This is a genomic window from Chromohalobacter sp. 48-RD10 (assembly GCF_029889785.1).
Lineage (GTDB): Bacteria > Pseudomonadota > Gammaproteobacteria > Pseudomonadales > Halomonadaceae > Chromohalobacter.
In genome coordinates this window covers 36,338-57,044 of sequence record NZ_JARANX010000006.1, presented here as the reverse complement: position 1 = coordinate 57,044, position 20,707 = coordinate 36,338, and the positions used below count along the sequence as shown (strand labels likewise).

Annotated in this window: 19 protein-coding genes; 12 read left to right on the top strand and 7 right to left on the bottom strand. The window is 60.8% G+C overall.

What is annotated here, in order from left to right; translation table 11 throughout:
• Positions 1–107: 107 nt before the first annotated feature.
• The 4 genes from rpoS (at position 108) to lpxL (ending at position 5,034) form a co-directional block, all read left to right on the top strand.
• Complete coding sequence (gene rpoS / locus OP496_RS08700; RefSeq protein WP_280563196.1) at positions 108–1,085, top strand: RNA polymerase sigma factor RpoS; 978 nt, start codon at positions 108–110, stop codon at positions 1,083–1,085.
• 279 nt (positions 1,086–1,364) lie between these two features.
• The gene (locus tag OP496_RS08695) at positions 1,365–2,849 is read left to right on the top strand and encodes a TolC family outer membrane protein (RefSeq protein ID WP_280563195.1); all 1,485 of its coding nucleotides are present in this window, start codon (positions 1,365–1,367) and stop codon (positions 2,847–2,849) included.
• A 132-nt stretch (positions 2,850–2,981) separates the two neighbouring features.
• Complete coding sequence (alr, locus tag OP496_RS08690) at positions 2,982–4,076, top strand: alanine racemase (protein ID WP_280563194.1); 1,095 nt, start codon at positions 2,982–2,984, stop codon at positions 4,074–4,076.
• Positions 4,077–4,119: 43 nt separating this feature from the next.
• Complete coding sequence (gene lpxL, locus OP496_RS08685) at positions 4,120–5,034, top strand: LpxL/LpxP family Kdo(2)-lipid IV(A) lauroyl/palmitoleoyl acyltransferase (RefSeq protein WP_280563193.1); 915 nt, start codon at positions 4,120–4,122, stop codon at positions 5,032–5,034.
• Positions 5,035–5,190: 156 nt separating this feature from the next.
• On the opposite strand, the gene ettA is transcribed toward lpxL, so the two are convergent.
• The 3 genes from ettA to OP496_RS08670 all read right to left on the bottom strand — a co-directional run bounded on the left by ettA (position 5,191) and on the right by OP496_RS08670 (position 8,828).
• Positions 5,191–6,852, bottom strand: coding sequence for an energy-dependent translational throttle protein EttA (ettA, locus tag OP496_RS08680; protein WP_280563192.1), 1,662 nt, complete (start codon positions 6,850–6,852; stop codon positions 5,191–5,193).
• A gap of 153 nt (positions 6,853–7,005) precedes the next feature.
• Positions 7,006–7,440: a PAS domain-containing protein gene (locus tag OP496_RS08675; protein WP_280563191.1), complete on the bottom strand. Its 435-nt coding sequence runs from the start codon at positions 7,438–7,440 to the stop codon at positions 7,006–7,008.
• 71 nt (positions 7,441–7,511) lie between these two features.
• Positions 7,512–8,828, bottom strand: coding sequence for an MFS transporter (locus OP496_RS08670; RefSeq protein WP_280563190.1), 1,317 nt, complete (start codon positions 8,826–8,828; stop codon positions 7,512–7,514).
• Positions 8,829–8,927: 99 nt separating this feature from the next.
• On the opposite strand from OP496_RS08670, the gene OP496_RS08665 reads away from it, so the two are divergent.
• Entirely contained in the window at positions 8,928–9,200 is a 273-nt protein-coding gene (locus tag OP496_RS08665; protein ID WP_280563189.1) for a SelT/SelW/SelH family protein, read from the top strand.
• 4 nt (positions 9,201–9,204) lie between these two features.
• Here OP496_RS08665 and OP496_RS08660 read toward each other — a convergent pair whose 3' ends face one another.
• Together OP496_RS08660 and OP496_RS08655 are read right to left on the bottom strand one after the other, a co-directional pair.
• Positions 9,205–10,179, bottom strand: a complete 975-nt coding sequence (locus tag OP496_RS08660; protein ID WP_280563187.1) for a zinc transporter ZntB — start codon at positions 10,177–10,179, stop codon at positions 9,205–9,207.
• A gap of 108 nt (positions 10,180–10,287) precedes the next feature.
• The gene (locus tag OP496_RS08655) at positions 10,288–10,971 is read right to left on the bottom strand and encodes an arylesterase (protein WP_280563376.1); all 684 of its coding nucleotides are present in this window, start codon (positions 10,969–10,971) and stop codon (positions 10,288–10,290) included.
• A 46-nt stretch (positions 10,972–11,017) separates the two neighbouring features.
• Here OP496_RS08655 and OP496_RS08650 point away from each other — a divergent pair, with 46 nt between their 5' ends.
• Positions 11,018–11,737, top strand: a complete 720-nt coding sequence (locus OP496_RS08650) for an ABC transporter ATP-binding protein (protein WP_280563186.1) — start codon at positions 11,018–11,020, stop codon at positions 11,735–11,737.
• Positions 11,734–14,262, top strand: coding sequence for an FtsX-like permease family protein (locus OP496_RS08645; protein ID WP_280563185.1), 2,529 nt, complete (start codon positions 11,734–11,736; stop codon positions 14,260–14,262). The genes OP496_RS08650 and OP496_RS08645 overlap by 4 nt, the downstream gene beginning before the upstream one ends.
• A gap of 51 nt (positions 14,263–14,313) precedes the next feature.
• On the opposite strand, the gene OP496_RS08640 is transcribed toward OP496_RS08645, so the two are convergent.
• Together OP496_RS08640 and OP496_RS08635 are read right to left on the bottom strand one after the other, a co-directional pair.
• Positions 14,314–14,718: a type II toxin-antitoxin system VapC family toxin gene (locus OP496_RS08640; RefSeq protein ID WP_280563184.1), complete on the bottom strand. Its 405-nt coding sequence runs from the start codon at positions 14,716–14,718 to the stop codon at positions 14,314–14,316.
• Positions 14,715–14,954, bottom strand: a complete 240-nt coding sequence (locus OP496_RS08635) for an AbrB/MazE/SpoVT family DNA-binding domain-containing protein (RefSeq protein ID WP_280563183.1) — start codon at positions 14,952–14,954, stop codon at positions 14,715–14,717. The genes OP496_RS08640 and OP496_RS08635 overlap by 4 nt, the downstream gene beginning before the upstream one ends.
• A 467-nt stretch (positions 14,955–15,421) precedes the next feature.
• On the opposite strand from OP496_RS08635, the gene glyA reads away from it, so the two are divergent.
• The 5 genes from glyA (at position 15,422) to OP496_RS08610 (ending at position 20,534) form a co-directional block, all read left to right on the top strand.
• The gene (gene glyA / locus OP496_RS08630) at positions 15,422–16,684 is read left to right on the top strand and encodes a serine hydroxymethyltransferase (protein ID WP_280563182.1); all 1,263 of its coding nucleotides are present in this window, start codon (positions 15,422–15,424) and stop codon (positions 16,682–16,684) included.
• Positions 16,685–16,961: 277 nt separating this feature from the next.
• Positions 16,962–17,744, top strand: coding sequence for an FCD domain-containing protein (locus OP496_RS08625; RefSeq protein ID WP_280563181.1), 783 nt, complete (start codon positions 16,962–16,964; stop codon positions 17,742–17,744).
• A gap of 36 nt (positions 17,745–17,780) precedes the next feature.
• Positions 17,781–18,929 carry a galactonate dehydratase gene (dgoD, locus tag OP496_RS08620; RefSeq protein WP_280563180.1) on the top strand — a complete coding sequence of 383 codons (1,149 nt, stop codon included), beginning with the start codon at positions 17,781–17,783 and terminating at the stop codon, positions 18,927–18,929.
• Positions 18,930–18,939: 10 nt separating this feature from the next.
• The gene (locus tag OP496_RS08615; RefSeq protein ID WP_280563179.1) at positions 18,940–19,626 is read left to right on the top strand and encodes a 2-dehydro-3-deoxy-6-phosphogalactonate aldolase; all 687 of its coding nucleotides are present in this window, start codon (positions 18,940–18,942) and stop codon (positions 19,624–19,626) included.
• A complete protein-coding gene (locus OP496_RS08610; RefSeq protein WP_280563178.1) occupies positions 19,623–20,534 on the top strand; it encodes a 2-dehydro-3-deoxygalactonokinase in 912 nt (303 codons plus the stop codon). The genes OP496_RS08615 and OP496_RS08610 overlap by 4 nt, the downstream gene beginning before the upstream one ends.
• Positions 20,535–20,707: the final 173 nt, after the last annotated feature.

Sequence of the window (20,707 nt, the reverse complement as noted above, 5' to 3'; positions counted from 1 at the left end):
AGACCCTGAACATGCGACAACAAGAAACAGGTGGTCCGCCATGGTCGGTGGCTCGTACGCTCCGGCCGTGGTTATCAAATCGGTAGCAGTAAAGTGGGGTATTGGATATGAGCATGCTGGAGCGGGATATTCAGGGTGTGGATCTCGACGATGTCGACAACGAAGTGGAGGTCGATGCCGGAGAGGTCGCTAGCGACAAGGATGACGATGCGTTCGAGAAAGCGCTGAATCGTGACGAAAGAAGTCACCATCAAAGCCTCGACGCAACACAGATTTACCTCAACGAGATCGGCTTTTCGCCGCTTTTGACCCCCGAAGAAGAAGTCCACTACGGGCGCCTGGCCCAGCAGGGCGATCCCGCTGGGCGCCAGCGCATGATCGAGTCGAATCTGCGTCTGGTCGTCAAGATCGCCAGACGTTATCTCAACCGGGGATTGTCTCTACTCGACCTAATCGAGGAAGGTAACCTGGGTCTGATTCGTGCCGTGGAAAAGTTCGACCCCGAGAGGGGCTTTCGCTTCTCGACCTATGCGACCTGGTGGATTCGTCAGACCATCGAGCGGGCGCTGATGAATCAGACACGCACGATTCGCTTGCCCATTCATGTGGTCAAGGAACTCAACATTTACCTGCGGGCCGCGCGTGAGCTGACACAGCGACTCGACCATGAAGCCACAGCCGAAGAAATTGCCGACTTTCTGGACAAGCCGGTGGGCACCGTCAAGAAGATGCTCGGGCTCAACGAGCGTGTGTCGTCGGTCGACTACCCGATGGGCGGCGAGAGCGATAAGCCTTTGATCGATACGCTGGCCGATGAAAACGAAGCCGGTCCCGAGTCGCTGCTGGTCGGCAACGACGTCAAGCAGCACGTCGATGACTGGCTGGCGGAGTTGACCGACAAACAGATGGAAGTCGTCGTGCGTCGCTTCGGTTTGCGCGGGCATGAAGCCGCGACCCTCGAGAATGTTGGGGCGGAAGTCGGTCTGACGCGTGAACGGGTGCGCCAGATTCAGGTTGAGGCGTTGAAAAAATTGCGCCGGGTACTGGAAAAGCAAGGGTTGTCGCTTGACTCTATTTTTGAATGACGCGACAGGCATGATGGGCCGCATGGCTTGTCATGCCACTTATTCGTCACGGCAATGACGCGCTTTCCACGCTATCCTTGGTGCTTGCTTATTTGCCTGATACATTGATCTGAGGCAATACATGCGGCATTGTATGTAACCACGATGCCACCTGTTGGCGGTGACGCTGCCGGTCGTCGAGCCCGTAATCAGCCCGCCCCTGAGAAAATCAGTGAAAAGCAAGTCAGTCAAAGCACGTTCGTCAAAAGAACGTGCGTCAAAAGAAAGGAACCCAAGCCGATGTCCTCTCGAGAGCCGTCATCGCCGAAATTTCGGCTGCGTTTATTGCCGGTGCTGATCGCCGCCGCTGTCACCTCTCAGGCGCATGCCGCCGATTTGTGGACCATTACTCAGGATGCCCTGCAGAACAATTCCACTCTGGGTGCCTCGCGGTCGTCCTTCCAGAGTGTCGAGGCCGGGCGTGACGTGGCGCGTGGCAGCTTGTTGCCGCAAATCGATGCGACCGCGCAGGTTACGCACAACAACACGTTGGAGAGTCAGAGCTCCTCGAGTGCTGCAGGAGGCGCCGGAACGGGAGGCGCTGGAACAAGTCCTGGAGCGGAGCCTGAAAGCAGCTATAACTCGACCAGCGCCGGCCTCGAATTGACTCAGGCGCTGTATGACGCCACGAGCTGGGCTGAGCTTGAAATCGCCAAGCGCGAGACTGGCCAGCAAGCGCTCTTGCTACAAGCCGATCGCCAGCAATTGCTCTACGATGTCGCCTCGGCGTATTTCGAGATCCTGCGTGCCCATGACGTGCTCGAGGCGAGTATCTCCCAAGAGAAAGCCATCAAGCGTCAGCTCGACCAGGCGCAGGAGCAATTCGATGTCGGACTGGTGGCAACCACCGACGTCAACGAGGCACAGGCATCTTACGATCTAGCCCGCTCTCAGCGCATTTCCGCCGAAAACGATCTGCAGGTTAGTTTCGAGGCGCTGGAACGCCTGACCGGCAAGCGTTACGACAGCATCGACGCCTTGTCGGACGATATTCCCATCGAGTCTCCCGAGCCGGCGGGGCGTGAGAACTGGATTCAGATGGCGATCGCCAATAATCCCGAAGTACAGGCGGCTCAGGCGGCGGTGGATGTCTCCCGAGCGGAAGTCGAGCAGGCGGAAGCCGGCCACAAGCCGACGCTCTCGGCCTTCGCCAACTACAATTATTCGGATAGCGACCAGGATTATCTGGACGGCCACAACGGGCAAACTGAAGTGGGGCTGACAGCTAAATTACCAATCTACCGTGGCGGGACGACCAGCGCCCAGGTGCGTCAGCAGACCTACACGCTGGAAGCGACGCAGTATGATTTCGAGGCTCAGCGTCGCGACACTACGCAGCAGGTGCGCTCGCTATTCACGCAGGTCATGAACGATGTCGAAAGCGTTGAGGCCCAACAACAGGCGATCGTTTCCAATCGCAGCGCACTGGAAGCGACGCGTTCCGGTTACGAGGTGGGGACCCGCAATATCGTCGATGTGCTCGACGCCGAGCAGGCGTTGTATCAGGCGATCTCCGATTATGCCGATGCGCGTTATACTTACGTGACCGACATGGTGGAACTGCGCCAGCAGGCGGGAGTGCTCGATCAGGACGTGATTCGCGATCTCAACCAGTGGCTGCGGGAAACCCAGACCGTGACACTACACCTGCCCGAAGACGGCGGTATGAGTCAGATGGAAGACATCGGCGAACGACCCACGATGGAGCAGTCGACCACGCCCTGACGCGAGGCTCGACAAATCCTGTTCGTCACGCCGCATCTCTGGGTGCGGCGTTTTTCGTCGTACCGCGCACTACTCCTGTGGGCAAGGTAGAATAGGGTGCTCGTTATTGCCTTGTCAGAAGGAACGTTTGCCATGTCCCGGCCGCTGATCGCCGATATCGACCTGGGCGCCTTGCGCCACAATTATCGCCTTGCTTGCGATCAAGCGCCGCAAAGCCGCGCCATGGCGGTCCTCAAGGCGGGGGGCTACGGCCATGGCGCGGTAGAGTGCGCCAACGCCTTGGCCGATATGGCCCCCGCGTTCGCTGTCGCGAGTCTAGAGGAAGCGGTTGCGTTGCGCGATGCGGGTATCACGCAGCCAATCATGTTGCTGGAGGGTTTCTTCAACGCCGAAGAGTTGCCGCTCATCGACGCACATCGGTTATGGATTGTTGCGCACAGCGATTGGCAGCTCGATGCCTTGCTGGCATATCGGCCTCGGGCGCCAATTACGACCTGGCTCAAGCTGGATTCTGGCATGCATCGCCTAGGATTTGCGCCCGAGGAGTTCGAGGCGCGTTGGCAGCGTCTGAAAGCGGCACCGGACCAGGTGACCGATCTGCATCTAATGACGCACTTTGCCACCGCCGATGCGCTTGAGCCAGCGTATTTCCATCGACAGCTGGCGTGTGTCGAAGCCCTGCGTGAGCGGCTCGGGTCACCGGTGTGCCTCGCCAATTCGCCGGCTACGCTGGCATGGCCACAAGCGCATGGTGACTGGAATCGCCCGGGTGTCATGCTTTACGGCAGCGACCCGTTGGAAGGCGCCAACGATGCCAGTGGCGCCCTCCAACCGGTGATGACCTTGCGCTCTGAGATCATCGCGGTGCGTGAGCTAGCGACGGGGGAAACGGTCGGCTACGGCGGACGCTGGCGGGCGCCTCGCCCATCGCGCATTGGTATAGTCGCCTGTGGTTACGGTGATGGCTACGATCGCCACGCACGCGATGGTACGCCGGTTCTCGTCGAGGGACGGCGCGCGCCATTGGCCGGCAAGGTCTCCATGGACATGCTGACGGTCGATATTACCGAGGTGCCCGAGGCGAACATCGGTAGCCAGGTCGTGCTATGGGGCGAAGGATTGGCTATCGATGAGGTGGCGCGTCACTGCGATACCATCAGTTATACGCTGATGACAGGCCTTCTGCCCCGTGTGCCGCGTCGCTATCGGGTGGCCGACACAGTGTAAAAATCCGCTACAATGAGCGGCGTTTCGATGCCCCGAGAGAGATATGGCCAAGCACGTATTTCCTGACAATTTCGCCCATCCCCGTTATTGGCTTACCTGGCTGGCCATCGGACTGATGCGTCTTGGTGCCTGGCTGCCCTGGCGCCTCAAGATGGCGGCAGGGCGCATCATCGGTGTGTGTGCCTGGCGCTTCGCGCGCAGTCGCCGACGCATTACCGAGACCAATCTGGCGTTATGTTTTCCCGAATTGAGCGAGGAGGAGCGGTCTCGGCTGGTGCGTGAGACCTTCATCGCCAACGGCAAGGGCATTCTCGAGACGGCCACTGGATGGTGCCGCGACCCTGAAGGTTTTCGCCATCGCGTTACCTTCAAGGGCGAAGAGCACATGACGCAGGCCTTGGCGCGGGGAAAAGGGGCACTGATCATCGGTGTGCACTTCTCGACCCTCGATCTCGGCGGTGCGCTGCATTCGCTCTTCTTTCCTGCCGATGTTGTCTACCGGGCGCACGATAATCCATTGTTCGAGCGCTTCATGACGCGTGCACGACGTCGTATCTTCGGACGTGCCATCGACCGCCACGACCTGCGCGGTGTAGTGCGTCGTATCAAGGAAGGGCATGCCGTGTGGTATTCGCCGGATCAGGATTTCGGACGTGATGCCAGCGTCTTTGCGCCTTTCTTCGGGGTTGAGGCCGCCACGCTCAAGTTGACCGCCAAGATTGCCCGCATGACGGGAGCGCCAGTGATGCCGTTGATCTTTCACCGCAACCCTGACGATGAAACCTATACGCTGGAATACCTGCCAGCGTTGGAGGGGTTCCCGTCCGGCGATGACGTTGTCGACGCGACCCACATCAATAGCCTTATCGAAGCCGCCATTCGCCGTCATCCCGAACAGTATCTATGGTTGCATCGGCGCTTCAAGACGCGTCCGAAGGGTGAGTCCGGCTTTTATTGAGGCTAAGCGTCGATAAAAGCCGGGAAGAACGTCCGCTTCGCGCCTGGAAGAGCGGGGGCATAAAAAGACCCCACTAACCTGGCGGTTGTGGGGTCTTCTTACAGCTTCAACCTTCAGCCTGCGCAGCGGGCGTTCTTAAATCTCCGGCGGAGCCGGTCAGGCATCGATACGCTTGTACTTCATGCGCTTGGGCGTGTCGCTACCCACGCGCTGGCGATAGTCTTCCTCGTACTCGCTGTAGTTGCCTTCGAAGAACTCCACGTTGGAATCCCCTTCGTAGGCGAGGATGTGCGTAGCGATACGGTCGAGGAACCAGCGGTCGTGCGAGATGACCAACGCGCAGCCGGGAAAGGCGAGCAGCGCTTCTTCAAGTGCGCGCAGTGTCTCGATGTCGAGATCGTTGGACGGTTCGTCGAGCAGCAGGACGTTGGCGCCTTGCTTGAGGGTCTGTGCCAGTTGCAAGCGACCGCGCTCGCCCCCCGAGAGCTCCGATAGGCGTTTTTGCTGATCGTTGCCCTTGAAGTTGAAGCGTCCCACGTAGGCACGTGACGACATCTCGTAGCCATTGATGCTGATCATGTCCTGACCGCCGGATACCGCTTCCCAGACGGTTTGCTTGTCCTCGAGATGATCGCGCAACTGCTCCACGTAGGCGACATCCACAGTCTCGCCGGTGACGACCTCGCCGCTGTCGGGCTGTTCCATGCCGGCGATCAGCTTGAAAAGCGTGGACTTGCCGGCGCCGTTGCCACCGACGATGCCGACGATAGCGCCCTTGGGTAGTTGGAACGAGAGGTTCTCGAACAGCAGTTTATCGTCGAAGCGCTTGGCCACGTCGTGGAACTCGATGACCTTGTCGCCGAGGCGTGGCCCGGGCGGAATGTAGATTTCGTTGGTCTCGTTGCGCTTCTGGAAGTCGCCCGATTGCATTTCCTCGAAGCGGTTTAGACGTGCCTTGTTCTTGGCCTGACGCCCCTTGGCGTTGCTGCGTACCCACTCGAGCTCCTGCTTGATCGCCTTGTTCTTGGAGGCCTCCTGCTTGGCTTCCTGCTCGAGGCGCTTTTCCTTCGATTCCAGCCACTGCGAGTAGTTGCCCTCGAAGGGAATGCCTTGCCCACGGTCCAGCTCCAGAATCCAGCCGGCGACGTTGTCGAGGAAGTAGCGGTCGTGGGTGATCGCCACCACGGTCCCGCTATAGTCATGCAGATAGCGCTCCAGCCAGGCCACCGATTCGGCGTCGAGGTGGTTGGTCGGTTCGTCGAGCAAGAGCATGTCGGGGCTCGAAAGCAGCAGACGACACAATGCCACGCGGCGGCGCTCGCCCCCGGAGAGGTTGCCGACCTTGGCATCCCAGGGTGGCAGGCGCAGAGCCTCGGCGGCGACTTCCAGCTTGCGCTCGATATTGTGCGCGTCGGCAGCCTCGATCAGGTCTTCGAGACGTGCTTGCTCGGCGGCCAGGGCGTCGAAATCGGCATCCGGCTCGGCATAGGCGACATATACCGCCTCGAGTTGTTCCTGGGCGTCCTTGATTTCGCTCAAGGCTTCCTCGACCGTCTCGCGGACGTTCTTCTCGTCGTCGAGCTCGGGCTCCTGCGGTAGATAGCCGATGTTGATGCCCGGCATGGGACGTGCTTCGCCGTTAAATTCCTTGTCCACACCGGCCATGATCCGTAGTAGCGTGGATTTGCCCGCGCCGTTGAGGCCGAGCACGCCGATCTTCGCGCCAGGGAAGAAGGAAAGCGAAATATCCTTGAGGACTTCATGCTTGGGCGGGACGATCTTGCCCACCCGATTCATGGTATAGACGTATTGCGCCATGGAATTCCGGTTTGGTTGGGAAATGGATCACGAGTCACGATGATAGAGGGGGCGTCGCGTAAAGGCTAGCGCGATGAACTAGCGTCTACTCGTCGCGCGCCCCGTCGCTTGAAACCTTCGCTCAGAATACTTTTGTTCTCAGAATACTATCGCTCAGGTCTGCCCGCGCTCGGCGCGCAGACGCTCGAGTTCCTGCATCGCTTCGACACGCTGGGTAACATCCTTCTGCACGCCGACGAAGTAGGTTAGCTGGTCTTCATCATCAAAGACAGGCGTGATCGAAAGTTCGTTCCAGAACATCGAGCCGTCCTTTCGATAGTTGCGCAGGATCTCCTGGCAGGCTTGTCCTTGGTGGAGCGCCTGACGAATGTTATCCAACTGGGGCTGATCGCGGTCGCCGTTCTGGAGGAATCGGCAGTCGCGGTAGAGGATCTCGTCGGCACTATAGCCAGTGAGCCGTTCGAAGCCTTGGTTGGCATAGATCAGGATGGTTTCGTCGCCTTCCTGTTCGGCCACCACGATGCCATCGTCTGACGCGTTGACAATACGCTCCAGTAGCGCCGGGCTGATCATGGGAGGTCGTTTCATCGTCTCTGCGTTCCTTAGGACTGTCATGCACTCATCATGGCCATGCCGGGGGTGGATTTCAACGCGACGTACTATATCTCGACCTCCGGCAGACGCTGGCTAGAGGCTGCTGCACCAAGGGCGCACAGTGCCAGGACCAGTAATAACCCAGCGCTGCCGATAAAGTGCGCGATGGTGCCCAGTAAACCACCCACCAGCAACATGAGAATCCCGGTGAAGGTATTGGAGAGCGCGACATACAGGGCACGCTTGTCGCTGCCCGCCATGTCGACCACGTACGTCTTGCGGCCCAGGCGCACGCCGGCATGGGCAATGACGAGCAGCGCGTAAACCAGCGCGTATGACCATACGCTGTCGCTCCACGCGCCGGGCAGCCAGGCGATCAATGCCGCCACCGCGCAGCACAACGTGGCAATCGTGGCGCTGTCGCGCATCACCTTGCGGCTGGAGCGGTCCGCAAGCTTGCCCCATATAGGGCTGGCCAGCATGCTCGCCAGGCCCGAGACTAGGATCATGATGCCCAGTCCGCCGAGGTTGGAGCCACTTTGTTGCTGTCCCAGCAGGGCGATATAGGGTAGCGCCAGCGCACTGGAAAGCAGCAGTGCCCGCGCTATGTTGAAGTGCAGGAAGTGGCGATCGGTACTCAGCAGGCGCAGACCTTCGCCGAGGCTGCTCCAGACATTCTGGCCGCCCTCGGTGGCGCCGGGCTCTTCCTTGATGCGCGATGCGCAGAGCGCATTAAGCGCCCAGCCGAGCACGGCGATGAGCAACAGGATCGATAGCGCAATCTGTCCCGGGCGGTCGCCGAAAAGCATCAGCACGGCGCCTACGGCTAGTGTAATGGCGCCCGCGACGCTACCGCTCCATCCCATGAGAGTGCCACGGCGTTGCTTGGAAATCGTCTTGCCCAGCACGTCCTTGGTGGCAATCGACGAGAGTCCACGGCCAAGCGACAGTACCACCAAGGCGGCGAGAACGATGGCACCTCCCCAGGCGCCCTGGCCGAACAATGCCATGATGGCCATCGCTAGCGCCGCGAGCGCCTGCACGATGCCGCCGGTGACCCATACGCCCTTGCGAATCGCCTTGAGGCGAATGTAGCCGGCGACGAATACTTGCGGCAGCAGGGCGCCGGCCTCGCGGATCGGGACCAGGAAGCCCACCATCCACACTGGTGCACCGAGGGCGCCCAGCAGCCACGGCAATACCAGGCGGGCGCTGGAGAGCTCATCGGCGAGCTTGTTGCCCAGCGAAGCCAGTAAATGACGCAGGAAGTTGCCGGGCTGCTCATGGCAGGCGGCGTCGGGAATGTCTTGGCATAGCCGGCTGTCTTCGTCGCCGGTCAAGCGCTCGTAGAGCCGCGTCAGGGAAAAGGCGCGATCACTCATGCGTTTTGTCCTTACGTTAAAAGCCTGCTGACTGACTTGTTCGAGGGGCGCGGTCACCGCATCATGGCCACTCTATACATCGATGGAGGCGCGCTCGCCATGTCCCGCATTTGCATCCATTATTGCACGCAATGTCACTGGTTGTTACGGGCCGGGTGGTATGCGCAGGAGTTGCTGCAGACCTTCGGTGAAGATATCGAGCAAGTTGCACTGGCGCCCAGCCACGGTGGCCATTTCGAAATCGTCTACGATGACGACGACGTGATCTGGGAGCGCAAGCGCGACGGCGGCTTCCCCGATATCAAATGGCTCAAGCAGCAGGTGCGCGATCGGCTCGATCCCGAGCGAGATTTGGGACATACCGATCGATAAATCGTTACCACCAATGCTTGCGCTTGAGTAGCCACATCACGCCGAGCCCCATCACCAGGGTGATCATGATGAAGACGACGAAACCGTAAGGACTGTCGGCCCCTGGTATGCCGCCCACGTTGATGCCCAGTAGTCCGGTCAAGAAGCTCAAGGGCAGGAAGACGGTGGTGATGATGGCCAGCATGTACATGCGCTGGTTGAGTTGCTCGTTGTGCTCGCTCCAGATCTGCTCCTGGAGGATCAGTGCGCGCTCTTGCATGGCGCTGAAATCCTCGACGTAGCGCGAGAGCTGGTTGGCATTTTCGCGTAATGACACCTGAGTCGCCTCATCGATCCACTGAGGGCTTTGTGCAAGCTGTGCAAGACAGTCGCGTTGCGGTCCCATGAAACGCCGCAGGGTGATGAAAGGGCGACGCAGCCGGGTGAGGTCATCGGCGTCGACATCACCCTTGGCGAGTTGCAATTCCTCGAGCTCGCCGAGGGCGTTATCGAGTTGGTGGGAATAGTCGCCGACCTGATCCACCAGCGCCTCGACAAGCCAAGCTAGAAGATCGGGCATAGACAGCGCGCCTTCGCTGGCATCCAGGCGTTCACGGACATCGTTGGCGGCCTTCAACGGCCGGCGACGCAGTGTAATCATGCGCTTGGGTGTCATCCACACGCGCAGCGAGATCATGTCGTCCATGGCGGCGCCAGGGTTATGGTTGACGCCGCGCAGCGTGGTGACGACACCGCGCCCGAACTTGGCCACGCGCGGACGCGTGTCTTCCTTGAGCAATGCCTCGACCACGGTCCCGTCGAGCTCGGCCACATCGTTGAGATAGCTTGCAATATCGTCGTGGCGAAAGTCGAGATGCATCCACACAGGGGCCTCATCGCAGGCCCAGGCGGCCTGCAAATCGCTCATGCTCAATACTTCACCGCCACCTTGACCGTTCAACCGGTAGGCGGCCACCAGCGCGGTGTCCATGTCACTCATCGGGACCTCCTTGTCGATGATTAGCCTTGTACGGTAAGCATAAGTGAAAGAGTCATCGATGATATGCGTAAAAATCAACCAGGTGGGCGTCGCTTTGGCTGAGCGTTATCACGTACCGGGAAACGCGCACTCACAGAAGGCACCGGCACCGGCATCGGTAGCGATGGTCTGCAAACAACGTGACGATTTCGGCTTATCGGCATCGTCGGATAGCAGGACTTTCAGCTCGGGCCACACATTGTCGAGGATAGTGGGCTGCGCCTCGGCGGTGGGATGAATGCCGTCATCCTGCATCATGGTATCTTGCAGGGCGATACCATCGAGAATGAAGGGCACCAGGGGAAGGGCGTATTCTTCACTGAGCTGCCGGAAAACGCCGCGAAAGGCATCGGTGTAAGAGGCGCCGTAATTGGGCGGTATTTCGATGCCCAGCAGCAGTACGCGTGCGTCGGCTGCCTGGCTTTTTTCGATCATGTCACGCAAATTGAGTTTCATCTGCTGCGGTGAAAGTCCGCGCAGGCCGTCATTACCGCCCAGTTCGAGCAGCACGACGTCTGGTGCGTGACGCTCGAGCAGTTCTGGCAGGCGCGCTGCGCCGCTCGAGGTGGTGTCGCCGCTGATGCTGGCGTTGATCACTTGGTGTTGACTGTCCAGGCGTTGTCGAAGCAAGTTGACCCAGCCGGCGTCGCGCTCGATACCGTGGGCCGCGCTCAGGCTATCGCCGACTACCAGCAGCGTATCGGCGCGGGCATTCACGGCATGTCCCGCAGCGAAGCACAACACGGCGGCCATCAAGACGCGCATGCCTTTGCGTATCCAGGAAGAGGAATTATCACACATGTCCGACGACTCCTTGAGTGAAGCTAAAACTCCCATTTTACACGCCAGTAACGTCGCGCAGCGCGTGCGCAGCGGTGAGCGAGTACTGACAATTCTCGACGACTTGGCATTGCACGTCCATGGCGGTGAGAGTGTGGCCATCTTGGGGAGTTCCGGATCGGGCAAGTCGACTCTGCTGGGCTTACTGGCGGGGCTGGATACGCCCAGTGAAGGCGATATTCAGTTGTTCGGTGAATCGTTGAATGCCCTGGATGAAGACGGTCGGGCGCGTCTGCGGGCCGGGCAAGTCGGGTTCGTGTTTCAGAACTTTCAACTCCTGCCGACTCTGACGGCGCTGGAAAACGTCCTGCTGCCTCAGGAACTTGCACCTTCGGGCGATGACGAGCAGCGAGCACGCACCTGGTTGACGCGCGTGGGGCTCGGTGAGCGGCTTGGCCATCTACCCAAGCAGCTTTCCGGCGGTGAGCAGCAACGCGTGGCGGTGGCGCGTGCCTTCGTCAGCCATCCTCGGCTGGTCTTCGCCGACGAGCCCACCGGCAATCTCGATCGCGCCACGGGGGCGCATATCATCGACTTGCTGTTCGAGCTCAATCAGGAAATGGGCACGACCTTGATATTGGTCACACACGATCATGCTCTGGCACGCCGCTGCGGGCGTTGCCTGCGCCTTGACGAAGGGCGCCTGCAGACCATGAGTCACGACGAGGTGGCCTCGTGAAGGCGCTCTCGCTATCGCTCAAGGGGTTGTGGCGTGATCTGCGTGCCGCCGATGTGCGGGCGCTGTTCGTGGCGCTGGCGCTGGCAGTGGCAGCCTCGACGATGATCGGTTTCTTCCTGGATCGTCTTGACCGGGGGCTGACTCGACAGGCCGGGCAGCTGATGGGCGGCGATTTGGTGCTCGAGCAGGGCGACCCTTTCTCCGAGGAACTTCGTCAGACGCTTCGCGATGCCGGACTGACGCTTTCGCAACAGGTCGACCTGATTTCGATGGTCAGTCGCGACGATGCCTTTCAACCGGCCAGTCTCAAGGTCGTTGACGCCGCTTATCCGTTGTATGGGCAGGTGCGCGTCGAGCGTGGCGAAGGCCTCGAGATGCTGGCTCATGGCCCCGCGCCCGGCAGCGTGTGGGTGGCGCCGCGTCTGGCGCGGTTGATGGAACTCGATATCGGTGACGCGCTCGCGATAGGCGACAGCACGCTCACCGTGAGCGGCCTGATCGAGCGCGAGCCGGATCAGAGCGCGGGGTTCTCGGCCTTCAATCCACGCGTGATGATGCACCGCGATGACCTGGCGGCGACCGACCTGGTGCAGCCCGGCTCGCGGCTCGAATACGAACTGCTGGCCCAGGGGCCGCCCGACGCCGTGGCGCGCGTGCAGTCGCGTCTGGAAAGACTGCGCGACAATGGTGTCGAGGTGCGCGACGTGCGCGAGGATCGGCCTCGGCTCGGCGGTGCGCTGGATCGCGCCCAACGCTACTTGAGCCTCTCGGGGCTGGCCGCGGTATTGCTGGCGGGGGTGGCAGTGGCCATGGCCACGCGCCGCTATGTCGATCGTCATTTGGATACGGCGGCGTTGTTGCGCTGTTTCGGCGCCTCTCAGCGACAACTGGTGACATTGTTTGCCCTGCAGCTCGCCTGGCTGGCATTGGCGGCGGCGGTGGTGGGCGCGCTATTGGGCCTGCTGGGACAGGCTGGCTTGCTGGTGATTCTGACGAATTTTCTACCGCTCGAACTGCCGCCGCCGGGGCCGTTGCCGTTATTGATGGGAGTACTGACCGCGCTGGCGGTGCTCATCGGCTTCGCCGGCCCTACCTTGTTACGACTCAAGAGGGTGAGCGCTCTCAAGGTGCTGCGACGCGAACTCGATCCCGTGCCCATGGCCGGCTGGGCCGTGGTCGTCATCGCCAGTGGCGTTTTCGGCGCTTTGCTGTGGTTGTATTCGGGCGATTTCACGCTCTCGCTGGGGCTTTTGATCGGCGGCGAACTGGCGCTGGCAGCCTTGTGGTTATTGGGTCACGGGCTACTCTCGGGTCTGCTGCGACTGGTGCGAGGCGTCGCCGGCGATCACCGCCACGGTACGCGGCACGCTTGGCGTCTCGGCGCACGGCAATTGGCCCGCCGCCGACATGCCAGCTTGGGGCAGTTGCTGGCCTTTTCGGTCACGTTCGCGGCCATGGCGATTATCGCGCTTATACGCGGCGATCTGGTGACCGCCTGGGAATCGCAGTTGCCTGAAGATACGCCCAACTACTTCGCCATCAATATCCAGCCCGCCGAGCGTGAAGGTTTTCGACAGATCGTCGAGGATGCCAGTGACACGCGCAGCGACCTGTATCCCATCGTGCGCGGACGGCTGGTCTCCATCAATGGCAAGCCTGCAGATGCAACGGTATCGGCGGGTCAAGAAACGCCGGATAAGCTGCGCCGAGAACTTAATCTGACCTGGCGCGAGACAATGCCCGAGGGCAATCGCATCGTCGCCGGTGACTGGTTCGATGCGGACGCGCCTGTCGAAGAAGGCCGCCCTGTGCCGATCTCCATGGAGCAGGACCTGGCCGAGCGCCTGGGCGTGACGCTTGGTGAGGTGCTGCGGTTCGACATCGGTAGTGAGCGCGTTTCAGGGCGCGTCACCAGTTTGCGCAGTCTCGACTGGGAAAGCTTCCGGCCCAATTTCTTCGTGATTTTCCCACCGGGGACGCTCGAGCGCTTCAGCCATAGCTATATCACCTCGTTTCATCTGGAGGGTGACCGTCAGGCGACCATCGGCAAACTGGTCTCGCGCTATCCCGGTGTCTCGTTGCTCAATGTCGATGCCATTCTCGAACAAGTCCGCGAATTGCTGGGGCAAGTGACGCGTGCCATCGAACTGGTGCTGGTATTCGTGTTGCTGGCGGGGCTCAGCGTGCTTTATGCCGCGCTTACCGCGAGCCGCCCGATGCGCGCGCACGAAAGCGCCCTGCTGCGTGTATTCGGCGCCAGTGACCGCATGGTCGCACAGATTCAAGGTGCTGAATTCGCACTACTGGGCATTGCCAGCGGCCTGTTGGGCGCATTGCTGGCGGAAGCGGCGGCGCTGGGCGTCTACCTGGTATGGTTCGACCTACCGCCGCGCCTACATTGGCCGCTATGGGTCGTGATGCCCGTGGGGGGCGGACTGCTCATTGGGGGCATCGGCCATCTGCTGACCCGTCAGGTACGTCGTCAGGCGCCCATGGAAAGTCTGCGGTTGTTGGGGGAAACCTGAAGTTTTGAGCCGAAAGCTAATATTATTTTGAGTATTAGTGGGGGGCAGTATTCAAAGCCAATTCTCGACGCTCAACCCCTCGACACGTCTAAATTCGCCGAGATTAGCGGTGACCAGGATGCGCTGTTCCGATAGTGCTTGGGCGGCGATCAGCAGGTCGTTAGGACCTATTGGCGTCCCGACCCGCTCCAGATGACAGCGTATCTGTGCATAATAGCGATCGGCAGGCGACTCGAAAGGTAGAATTGTCAGCGCATCAAGCAGGGTTTTCACCTGATGCGTCAGGCGTTTGGAGCCGCGTTTATGGGCGCCAAAGCGAAGTTCGGCAGCGACGATCGAACTGGTGGCGATGGCGTGCTCTCCCACGTCGGCTATTCGTCGTGCCACTTGGCCTTGTGGATCACGCACGAGTGCCGAGACGATATTGGTGTCCAATAGATAGCCGGTCGTTTTCATAGCTTGATATCGTCGAGTGGCAGTAACCCTTCGTCGCTTTCATCTAGCGTTTCATCCAAGGAACTGAGCTGTCGCAACGTCTCCAGAAGACCGGGTTTTCTGATGGGTTCGATGATGAGTGTATCGCCCTCGCGGCGAATGAGGGCGTCGTCACCGCTTAGCTCGAACTCTCGAGGAATGCGTATAGCCTGATTGCGGCCGTTGCGAAAAAGGCGTACATGGCGTTCGGTATTCATGGGCTGGCTCCTGTGTCAGGCAGCATATGTCAAAGCCTATGCCTGCGGAGTACCGGTGTCCAGAGCTGGGGAGGAGCGAATGCATTCACGATTAAGAGTGCCTGAATGCAAGAAGTCCCGCCGAGGATCGTTTGATCGTTCGGCGGGAAGGGCCAAACTTGCAGGGCATTGTCGGTAAGCGGGCATCCATGCCCCATGCTTCCTTCCACTCGACGACGAACTGCTGCCGAGCAGTGCCACTGTAGCGTTCCAAGGCGAGGCGAAGAAGATGAGTTCACTCATCGCCACGTGCGGTTTTGGTCATCGCGCGTGCTTGAGTGCCTCTAAAGCGACCATGAGAAATCCTGTAGCGACCCATGATCCCGTTTCATATGAAAGGCGTTGCGGGCTGCGCTATCATGGCGCCCTAGTTGACCCAACGCGGCTTGCCGCCGCGCAGACCTTCCGTGATTCGAGGACTCTCGCCGATGTTCACCCGTGATATGCAGATTGCCGGTTTCGATGATGCTCTGTGGGACGCCATGCAGCAGGAGGTGGGCCGTCAGGAAGCGCACATCGAGCTGATCGCCTCCGAGAACTATGCTAGTCCACGCGTCATTCAGGCGCAGGGTACGCAGCTGACCAATAAGTACGCGGAAGGCTATCCCGGCAAGCGTTATTACGGTGGCTGTGAGTACGTCGATGTCGTCGAGCAGATGGCCATCGACTACGCCAAGGAACTATTCGGCGCGACCTACGCTAACGTTCAGCCGCATTCCGGCTCCCAAGCCAACGGTGCGGTTTTTCAGGCGCTGATCAAGCCTGGCGACACCGTGCTGGGCATGAGCCTCGATGCAGGTGGCCACCTGACCCACGGTGCCAAGCCGAACTTCTCCGGTAAGCACTACAACGCCGTACAGTACGGCCTCGACGACAACGGCCTGATCGATTACGACCAGGTCACCAGCCTGGCGCGCGAGCACCAGCCGAAGATGATCATTGCCGGCTTTTCCGCCTATTCGCAGATCATCGACTGGGCCAGGTTCCGTGAAATCGCCGATGAGGTGGGCGCCTATCTGCTGGTCGACATGGCGCACATTGCCGGGCTGGTCGCCGCCGGCGTCTATCCGAGCCCGCTACCGCATGCGCACGTGGTCACCACCACCACGCACAAGACCCTGCGTGGCCCGCGCGGTGGTTTGATTATCTCCGCCGAAAACGACGCCGAGATCGAGAAGAAATTCCAGTCCGCCGTCTTCCCCGGTGGGCAGGGCGGCCCGCTGATGCACGTCATCGCCGCCAAGGCGATCTGCTTCAAGGAAGCCATGGAGTCCGACTTCAAGGCCTACCAGCAGCAGGTAGTGATCAATGCCAAGGCCATGGCCGGCGTGTTCATCGAGCGCGGCTATGACGTCGTCTCCGGCGGCACCGAGGATCATCTCTTCCTGCTCTCGCTGGTCAAGCAGGGCCTGACCGGCAAGGACGCCGATGCCGCGTTGGGGCGTGCGCATATCACCGTCAACAAGAACGCCGTGCCGGGCGACCCGCAGAGTCCGTTTGTTACCTCCGGGCTGCGCATCGGCACACCGGCAGTCACGACGCGTGGCTTCGGCGAGAGTGAGTGCGCCGACCTCGCCGGCTGGATCTGCGACATTCTCGATGCCATGCAGCAGGGCGATACCAGCCAGGCCGAAGCCGACGTCAAGGCCAAGGTCGAAGCCGTCTGCGCGCGGTTGCCGGTGTATCGTTAAACCGTGATGGCCTCCTGACGGAGAGCATGTCCTGGTGGGATCCCCCGCTTTTCGTGATGCTGCGAAGCGGGGGATTTTCTTTTCTCGCCACGGGTAAGTGGTATGCTCTTACTAACTAAAGCAAGCCTGTTTCCGTGCCATACGGGGCCCTGCCTCTCGGAGTTGCATGTCGCTATACCCCCATAGCACCAATGTCTAAGAGCAATACGGTCGAAAATACTGGAACCTATGTCGGACATAGAGGTAAATTTGTCCAACAAGGCAGGCGGAGCCGTTTATGCGCCCCTCTTCACTTTCCGGTACCACGGCACGACCCGATATCGCCGAGTCGTTGGCCGAGGCGATTTTCAGTGGCCGTTATGCACCCGGTGACTTGATCCCCCGCGAGCTGGATCTTTGCGAAACGTATGGCGTCAGCCGCAGCACGGTGCGCAGCGTCTTGCAGAACCTGGTGTCGGCGGGGCTTTTGGTGCGTATTTCAGGCCAGGGCACCCGAGTGCGTGAGCTGACCCAGTGGCACATGCTCGATCCGCGAGTGACCGAGTGGATGGCGCGCTATGCCGAGCCCAATCCGCGTTTCCAACGTGAAATCTATGCGTTCCGTGTGGCGGTCGAGCCGTTCGTGGCATACCTGGCGGCAACCGCCGCCACGGCGACCGATCTGCTGGCAATCGAGCAGGCCTACGAGGGCATGGTGCGTAGTCTCGAGACGTCCGATCATTGCTGGGAAGGACGCTCCCACGATGATTACGATGTGGCCTTCCACGAGGCGATTTTCGCCGCGACCCACAACGTGGTGTGGACGCAGCTCAGTCATGTGTTGCGGCCCACGATTACGGTATTGGTCCAGCGCTCCAATCAGAGCGCCGATGAACTTGCCGATAGCATGGAACGTCACCGCAAGGTGATGGAGGCGATTCGCCTGCGTCAGCCGGAGCGAGCGCAAGCCTGCGCCTTGGCGGTCCTCGAGCGCACCGGACAGGATCTAGGTATCGCCGAAATCCCAGCGGACTTACCTTCATTGGCCCCGCCTGGCGGCGCCACTTCTGACGAGCGTTGAGCGTGTCATCATGTTGCATCGACAAGGAGACCTTTCGTGAAGATTACCCAGCTCAAGACCTGGCAAGTACCGCCGCGTTGGCTGTTCCTCAAGATCGAGACCGATGAAGGATGTTATGGCTGGGGCGAGCCGGTCGTGGAAGGGCGCGCAGCCACCGTCGAGGCGGCGGTGCACGAACTCGCCGACTATCTGGTCGGCCAGGACCCACACCGTATCGAATACCTGTGGGACACGATGTACCGTGCGGGTTTCTATCGTGGCGGCCCGATCCTGATGAGCGCCATTGCGGGGATCGACCAGGCGCTGTGGGACCTCAAGGGCCGCGATCTCGGGGTGCCCGTCTATCAACTGCTGGGGGGCAAGGTTCGCGACAAGATGCGCATGTATGCCTGGACCGGTGGCGATCGCCCCAGCGATGTGGGGACTGGCGCCAAGGCTTTGGTCGATAAGGGCTTCACGGCGTTCAAGATGAATGGCACGCCGGAAATGCAGATCGTCGATTCGCACCGCAAGATCGACGAGGCGGTGGCGCGGGTCGCCGAGGCTCGCGAAGTAGTCGGCCCGGATGTGGGTATCGCTATCGACTTTCACGGTCGTGTGCATCGTCCCATGGCCAAGGTGCTGATGCGCGAGTTGGAGCCTTATCACCCGATGTTCGTCGAGGAGCCGGTACTGCCCGAGCATTTGCCCAGCCTCAAGCACATTGCGGGCGGCCTGGGCTATCCCATTGCCACTGGCGAGCGCTTGCATACCCGCTATCAGTTCCGCGACCTGCTGGGCGAGGGCATGGTGGATATCATCCAGCCCGATCTCTCGCACTGCGGCGGCATCAGCGAGGGCATGAAGATTGCCTCGCTGGCGTCGTGTCACGATGTCGCGCTGGCGCCGCATTGCCCGCTGGGGCCGTTGACGCTGGCTGCTTCGCTGCATGTGGATGCGGTGAACCACAATGCATTCATCCAGGAGCAGAGCATGGGCATCCACTACAATCGTGATAACGATGTACTGGATTACCTTGTCGATAAGTCCGCGCTAGCCATTAACGATGGCTTCTGTGCAATTCCCGAAGGGCCCGGCCTGGGCGTCGAGATTGACGAGACTTTTGTCGAGGAGCGCGCCAAGGTAGGGCATCGCTGGCGCAACCCGGTGTGGACGCACGAGGATGGCTCGATAGCGGAGTGGTAAAGGAGGCTTTATGAACGAGACTCAGCAGGCCGCACTCGACGCGGCGCTCGAGGAATTGCCGCTGGTGGCGATTCTACGCGGTATTCGCCCCGAAGAGATCGATAAGGTCTTCGACGCGCTGGTCGACGCGGGGTTTCGTCTGATCGAGATCCCGCTCAACTCTCCCTTGCCGTGGAAGAGTATCGAGAAGGTGGCGGCACGTTGTCCCGAGCATGTGCTGGTGGGTGCCGGTACGGTGCTGGAGACCGCTGATACGGCCGAGCTGGCGCGTCTTGACGCACCGTTGATGGTCACTCCCAACAGCGACCCCGAGGTGATTCGCGCTGGTGTCGAGCAGGGTCTGGCGCCGCTGGTCGGCTGCATGACGCCGAGTGAGGCGTTGAGCGCGGCGCGCGCCGGGGCGACGGCGCTCAAGCTGTTCCCGGCTGGGCGCCTGGGGACCGGTTATTTCAAGGATATTAGTGCGATCCTGCCGCCCGAGCTACCTGTATTCGCGGTGGGCGGCATCGACAAGAGCAACATGTCCGACTGGCACGGCGTGGGCATTCGCGGCTTCGGCTTCGGCAGCAATCTTTACCGCCCCGGACGCAGTGCCGTCGAAGTGGGCGAGGTCGCGCGCGAGCTCGTCGCCGAGTGGCGGCGGCTCGAAGAGCTCTACACCATGACCGAATCGTTCGAGCACGAGGGCGATCAATGAGCGCCGAGCAGCGATTGATTGTCATCGACTGGGGCACCAGCAATTTCCGGGCGTTTCTGGTCGATCGGCAAAGCGGTGCCTGTCTCGAGTCGCGGCGTAGCGAGGCAGGCCTAAAGGCGCTGGAAACCGCCGAGTTCCCGGATTACTGTCAGGCACAGGTCGGTGACTGGCGGGAAGGCGGACGTGTTCCGGTCTATCTGGCAGGCATGGTCGGCTCCAAGCGCGGCTGGAGTGAGGCGCCGCAGCTCGATCTGCCCGTCTCGGGGCGCGATCTCGCCGCGCATGTCGTGGCCGCGCCAGGGTTGGAAAATGCCTGGATCGTGCCGGGCGTGAAGCACGTCGACGAGGTGCACTGTGACGTCATGCGCGGCGAAGAAGTCCAGGCTTTCGGCGCCCTGGCCTTGGCGGGATCCCCCAACGCCGATTGCTGCCTGCCCGGCACCCACAGCAAGTGGGCGCGTCTGTGCGACAATCGCTTGACCGCCTTCACCACGCTGATGACTGGCGAGCTTTATCATGCGGTGCGCTTCCACACCTTGCCGGGCGAGCCCGCCCGTGATGATGCGCCGTTCGATGAAGGTGCCTTTCGTCAGGGACTGGCGCGAGCCCAGGGCGAGGATGGCGTGCTGCATGCCCTGTTCGAGGCACGTAGTCGGCATCTCTACCGCGGTCTGGCTGCTGAGCAGGTGGGCAGTTTCATTTCCGGAGTGTTGATCGGTGAGGAAGTACGTGCCATGCGCGTCGCGCGCCCCGATCTCGAACGCCTGCTGTTGATCGGTGCCGAGTCTCTACGGCGTCCTTATACGCTGGCATTGGAAACGGCTGGTATCGAGGTCACGCCGTTGGATAGCGACGCGGCGACGCTCGCCGGACTGGCGGTGATTGCCGAGCATCATCACGCCCGCTAGCGCGTTCTTCCCGTAAGGCTCTTTAATGGTACGCCCTGTTGTAGTGCACGAGATGCGCTTCGACGGGGCGTTGTTGTGTTTAGACGGGGGGCATGCATCGTCACGGCGCGTGTTCTATCCCCCGGAAGCCGGGCTTCTGCCGGTCACGTGGCAGAGAATGGCATGATCCGTGC